This window comes from Microcystis sp. M090S1, from assembly GCF_020246295.1.
GTDB lineage: Bacteria > Cyanobacteriota > Cyanobacteriia > Cyanobacteriales > Microcystaceae > Microcystis > Microcystis aeruginosa.
The window spans coordinates 1-5,115 of record NZ_JADBTF010000117.1; the positions used below are offsets into that span (position 1 = coordinate 1).

4 protein-coding genes and 2 pseudogenes are annotated in these 5,115 nt (G+C 40.7%); 4 read left to right on the forward strand and 2 right to left on the reverse strand.

Annotation, left to right across the window (positions count from 1 at the left end; genetic code table 11):
- The first annotated feature begins 422 nt into the window (after nt 1-422).
- The 4 genes from hpsP to IM477_RS05485 all read left to right on the forward strand — a co-directional run bounded on the left by hpsP (nt 423) and on the right by IM477_RS05485 (nt 4,308).
- A complete protein-coding gene (gene hpsP, locus IM477_RS05470) occupies nt 423-1,634 on the forward strand; it encodes a hormogonium polysaccharide biosynthesis glycosyltransferase HpsP (RefSeq protein WP_125732352.1) in 1,212 nt (403 codons plus the stop codon).
- Nucleotides 1,635-1,988: 354 nt separating this feature from the next.
- A complete protein-coding gene (locus IM477_RS05475) occupies nt 1,989-2,555 on the forward strand; it encodes a glyoxalase-like domain protein (protein WP_147072223.1) in 567 nt (188 codons plus the stop codon).
- A gap of 48 nt (nt 2,556-2,603) precedes the next feature.
- On the forward strand, nt 2,604-2,945 hold the full coding sequence (locus tag IM477_RS05480) for a hypothetical protein (protein ID WP_079208929.1): 342 nt from the start codon (nt 2,604-2,606) through the stop codon (nt 2,943-2,945).
- Nucleotides 2,946-2,973: 28 nt separating this feature from the next.
- Nucleotides 2,974-4,308, forward strand: coding sequence for a flotillin family protein (locus tag IM477_RS05485; RefSeq protein ID WP_287730849.1), 1,335 nt, complete (start codon nt 2,974-2,976; stop codon nt 4,306-4,308).
- Between the two features lie 53 nt (nt 4,309-4,361).
- Here the strand turns inward: IM477_RS05485 and IM477_RS05490 are convergent.
- A pseudogene (locus IM477_RS05490) lies at nt 4,362-4,613 on the reverse strand (DUF29 domain-containing protein); the annotation flags it as partial.
- A 45-nt stretch (nt 4,614-4,658) separates the two neighbouring features.
- A pseudogene (locus IM477_RS05495) lies at nt 4,659-4,847 on the reverse strand (DUF2887 domain-containing protein); the annotation flags it as partial.
- Nucleotides 4,848-5,115 lie beyond the last annotated feature (268 nt).

Consider the following 5,115-nt stretch of genomic DNA (forward strand, 5'->3'; position numbering starts at 1 on the left):
TAATTCTTGTTTTAATTCTCCATGTACGCAGTCTTTAAAAGCCTCTATTTCGTTCCAAGACACGATTAAGAGTGGCTTTTAGGCTAAGTATAATTACTCATCGCGTAAGTGAGATGCTCCCCCTACTCCCCGTCTCATCACTGATAACTGCTTACTGTTTACTGATCACTGGTAAATCAGAGGGATAAGCTATTGTGCATCTAAATTTGATATTCGTTTTCAACCGTTCCCTGTTCCGGACTAGCTGAATTTGATATCCTCTTGGGGTTTCTTGAGCGGTTTCCCAGCTGCCTTAACAGATTTACTCTGTTCTGGTCTTAGAGTCGCTCTAAGTGGCACTTTCTAGCATATATCGTGCAAATGCGCTAGTATTTAACAGTAAAGCCAACCTAGAACGACGGGGTTTCTGACCCAATTTTTCGATGAAAATTCTTCAGATTGTTCCTTCGATTTCCCTTGTTTATGGTGGCCCTAGTCAAATGGTACTCGGTTTGTCAGCGGCCTTGGCCCAACTAGGCCAAGAGGTGACTATTATTACCACCGATTCCAATGGCGACACGGGACAAGCACCCCTAGATGTGCCTTTAGGGGTCCCTGTTAGTCAAAATGGCTATCAAATCTATTATTTTCGCTGTTCTCCCTTTCGCCGCTATAAATTTTCCCTTGATCTGTTTACTTGGTTGGCTAATAGGGCAAAAGATTACGATATCGCCCATATTCATGCCTTATTCTCCCCAGTGAGCAGTATATCGGCTTCGATCGCTCGTTACCGTCAACTGCCCTATATTCTCCGTCCCCTAGGCACCCTCGATCCGGCAGATTTGCAAAAAAAACGGCAACTTAAACAAATATATGCCAATTTTCTGGAAAAACCCAATTTAGCGGCGGCGGCGGCAGTTCATTTTACCAGTCAGCAGGAGTGTCAAATCGCCGAAAGATTTAATATAAAAACTAAGGATATTGTCATCCCCCTAGGGGTAGATTTTTTTGACCCACAAGCTCTACCGGTAAACGGTTTTGATCTTCCCCAAAATAAACCGATCATCCTCTATATGTCCCGTCTTGACCCGAAAAAAGGTCTAGATTTATTGCTGCCCAGTTTAGAAAGTCTGTTAGCAAAGGGCCTAGATTTTCATTTTGTCTTAGCAGGAGGCAATCCCCAGGATCGGGAGTACGAAAATCGCATTAAAAATCAGATCGAGCGGTCAATCTTGGGCAAAAATACAACAATTACCGGATTTGTGACCGGAGAAGTAAAAAATAACCTCCTCGCTAGGGCCGATTTATTTGTTTTACCTTCCTACTATGAAAATTTTGGCATCGCAGTGGCAGAAGCTATGGCTGCCGGAATTCCCGTGGTTATCTCCGACCGGGTGGATCTATATCCTGCGGTAGCAGCAGCCGCTGCGGGATGGGTGACAGCTTGTCAGCTTGAGGATTTAACTAATACTTTGGCAACGGCTATCACTAATCCTGAAATTCGCCAACAACGAGGGAAAAATGCCAGGGATTTAGTCTTAAACCAATATAGCTGGTCAGCGATCGCTGACCAACTGTTAACCGTCTATGAAAATCTAGTCGGCGCTATCGATCGTCCCCTGCTCGATCGAAGTCACAGACGGATTAAGATTTAGGCCATCAGGATAACCAGCACTAAAAATGCCAGTAGGGTTAAACCTGATTGCAGAAAGACGGGAAGCGCAAAAGAATTCATAACAGTGGCTCACTTTTCTAGGGATGGCTCTATTTCCAATATACGCTTTCATCTCCGCTAACTCCTCATATTTCCGTCCGCAATGTCATCATCTCATCATTTATTCATCCCAGAGGGAAAATTTGAGGTAAATTGTACTGTATTTAAACTGGGTAGGGAGCATTTTAATACAAATGTACGGAACTCGGTAACTCCCCACCCTGTTCACTTAAGTTTCAGCGTCGTGATTATAATTAGGGAATGATAGAAATTCTTAGGCAATAGGATCACATCAGTGTTGATAAATCATCTTTTCTTCGGCGCTTTCCTACCCCTTGATACTCTCCTGTCCACCCAGGGGATTATGGTTATGCTTCTGGCCGCTTATGCTTTAGCCATGTGGATGTTTCTAACCAGCGCCCCAAAAGTTCATACAATCATGGTGACAGATTTGGAGACAGCCCGACAATTTTATGAAGGACTTTTAAATTTACCCACGGCCGATGTTCCCCTCCATTACTATTACAATTATGAGCAGACGATGGGCAATAATATAATTGACCCATTTTATATGTCTAGTAATCCGGCTGTGACTACTGCCAACCCTTCTTTGGGAGATCAACCCCAGGGTTTATGGTATCAGTTAAAGAAAAATACCCAACTGCACATCGTTGCTGGAGCAACCGCGGGTTATAAGGATCGTCATCGTCACGTTTGTTTTGATCACGATTGTTTAGAACAAATTCTGATGCGGGTGGAATCACGACGCTTAAAGTATAAAGTTCGTCGCAATAAACCTTTAAATTTTTTGGTCAAAGATAATGCTGATCGCGTGATTGAAATGGCCGAAGTCTCAAATTAGTTAACGGTAATTAGATTGGGGGCAACCATAACGGTAAATAACTAAACTATGAATGATCAACTGCTCACAATCGTTTTAATTTCTTTAGGGGTAGGTATTGGTTTGGCCATTCTACTCCTGATTTTAGTCAAGTTAAGACGCTGCAACCAACAGGTAAATAGTATTGTCGATCATCACTCTCTCATCGGTTTAATCGGAGTTGTTCAAATCCCCTTCGATAAAAATAGCAAGGGGAAAGTGCGAGTTAATGTCGGGGATAGTCTGATCGATATAGTAGCGATAACGGAAGGGGAAGAACAATTTAATGTCGGGGATCAAGCATTTATCCTCAATTTCCAGGACAATAAAGTTTTAGTCATTGCGGAAAAGTATATCAGAGGCGATTTGTAATTTCTTCTAGACCAAAGGGTAACTAACTATGAATAGTCAAAATAATTCCTATCTCATCCAAATCAATCCCAATCAAGACGACAACAATCACAACAACAGTGCTGGTAATTTATTGTTGAATAGTGTTCCCATTGCTTTATTGATATTTCTGGGGATTGGTGCGATTTGGTTTATCAATTCTTTTTTGTGTATTTGCAAACCCAATGAAGTAGTCATCCTGAGTGGGATGAAACGCAAATCAAAAGATAGACAAGATGCAGGTTATCGAGTGATATCGGGGGGTCGGGCGATTCGTATTCCAATTTTAGAAACTGTTAAACGCATGGATGTCACCACAACCCCGATCAGAATTGAGATTAAAAATGCCTATTCTAAGGGCAATATTCCCCTGAATATAGTGGCAATTGCTAACGTGAAAGTTAGTTCTAAACCTGAAATAGTCGGCAATGCGATCGAACGTTTTTTAGATCGAGATCGAGAAGAAATTATTCGCGTAGCTAAAGAAACTTTAGAAGGAAACTTGCGGGGTGTAGTCGCAACAATGACCCCCGAACAAGTGAACGAAGATCGCCTAAAATTTGCCGAAAGTATTACCAGTAACGTCAGTCAAGACCTGTTTAAACTCGGTTTAGAAATTGATACTCTCAAAATTCAAAATGTCGCCGATGAAGTGGATTATCTTAACTCCCTCGGACGGGAAAGAATCGCTTTAGTCATGCGTGATGCTGAAATTGCTGAATCAAATGCACTCAATGAAGCTGAACAAATAGTCGCGGAATGTGAGGAACAAGCAACCGTAGCTAAAACCCGCGATCAAATTATCATTTTAGAGCAAGAAAACGAATTGAGAAAGTTAAAGGCAAAACTGGAACAACAGGCAAAATCGGAAGAAGAAATAACTATCGCCGCCGCTAAGGAAAAACGTGCTATAGTTGAAGAAAAATTTCAACAGGTCAGAGCAGAATTAGAAAGATTACGTCTCCAAGCAGATGAAGTTTTACCCGCAGAAGCGCAGCAGGAAGCCGAAACTTTCCGCGCTAGAGGACAAGCGGCAATTTTTGAAGAAAATGCTAAAGCTGAAGCCTTGGTTAACGAATTATTCGCGGAAGTTTGGCAAAACACCGGCAGCGAAGCATCAGCAATTTTCTTGATTCAACAGTTAGAAACTATCCTAGAAGAAGCGATAAAAATTCCTAAACGCTTACACCTCGAGCGAGTTAATATTGTTGATAATGGTGATGGTAAATCCCTCGCTACCCTGATTAAAGTCTATCCCGAAATCGTCAATCAATTCCTCGCCAGTGTCCATCAAACCCTCGGTATTGATGTGGTCGGAACTCTCACCAATAAAATTGAAAAATAGCAGTCAGAAAACATACTAGCCTGATTTTATTGAGTACGGAAGTTATCGATTTATTCCTGCCAATAAATTGTCTTATATTCTGCTTCCTTGCTCCAGTATTGCAGGAATAATAAATGGCGGATAACCTGTTCTAAAAGACTGGCTACAGCATTTTTCTTTTCTTTGCCCAAATACTCTAATTCCTCGATTAAATGTTCTAAGTCTAGCTGTTGAAATTGATGATTTCTGAGTAGGCTAATGGTTTCTCCTAGCCATTGAGAGTCATCAATCTCATAGAGTTGTTTTAATGCGTGAACACCTAGCATAATTGATTGTCTCCATCTTAGAGCAGTGCCATGGTGAGTAAATTTGTAGATAATAATCTTCTCGATTAACTCGATAACATTTCTTTGATTGTTAGGGTCAACAACCTGTTGGTGGGTTTGCTCAATCAAGGATTGAACTTGTTTTGGTGCTTTTTTGGCGCCGATGAGGATAAACTGGAGGATACTGATCCCAAGAGATGATAGATGGGATAACTTTAGATTAGTGCTTATTATAACTCTTGCAAATTAATTATATGTTATAATGATGCGTTAACTAATTTTTTGGGGAAAATTAGTTAATCAGTACATTCGTCCTGAATGAAAACTTGAAGTTTAACTTTTAACTCAAAACTCTTTAGATCTGCTTTAATTTGGTTATCAAAACCTCTTTATTTAAGCGGCACAAACTATCTCAATTTTTATAATTGAGAATAAATTCTCCTTGACTTGATTAATCTTTAGGCAACTTTTAAGAAGCTGCTATACCTATCCCTAACTCACA